The 390-nt window shown below is 50.8% G+C and carries 1 protein-coding gene; it reads left to right on the plus strand.

What is annotated here, in order from left to right:
* Window positions 1-390 (plus strand): PfkB family carbohydrate kinase (locus OC23_RS06550; RefSeq protein WP_038343698.1); only part of this gene is annotated, 390 nt, incomplete at both ends.

Here is a 390-nt window from a genome sequence, read left to right on the forward strand (position 1 = left end):
ATTGAACGGGTCGCGCGATTTACTTCGTCATGCGGGCGTGGTACTGGCTGATTGCAACCTGACAGCCGAGGCGCTGGAATGGGTCTTTACCCTCGCTGGTGAGATCCCGGTGTTTGTCGATACCGTTTCAGAATTCAAAGCGGGCAAAATCAAACACTGGCTGGCGCATATTCACACCCTGAAACCCACTTTACCGGAGCTGGAAATTTTATGGGGACAGGCGATCACCAGCGATGCTGACCGTAATGCTGCAGTGAATGCGTTGCATCAGCAAGGTGTTCAGCAACTGTTTGTTTATTTGCCCGATGAGTCAGTTTATTGCAGCGAAAAGGATGGAGAACAATTTTTGCTGACCGCACCAGCGCATACGACAGTAGACAGTTTTGGTGC

The sequence above is a fragment of the Acinetobacter sp. A47 genome (assembly GCF_000805455.1).
Taxonomy (GTDB): domain Bacteria; phylum Pseudomonadota; class Gammaproteobacteria; order Pseudomonadales; family Moraxellaceae; genus Acinetobacter.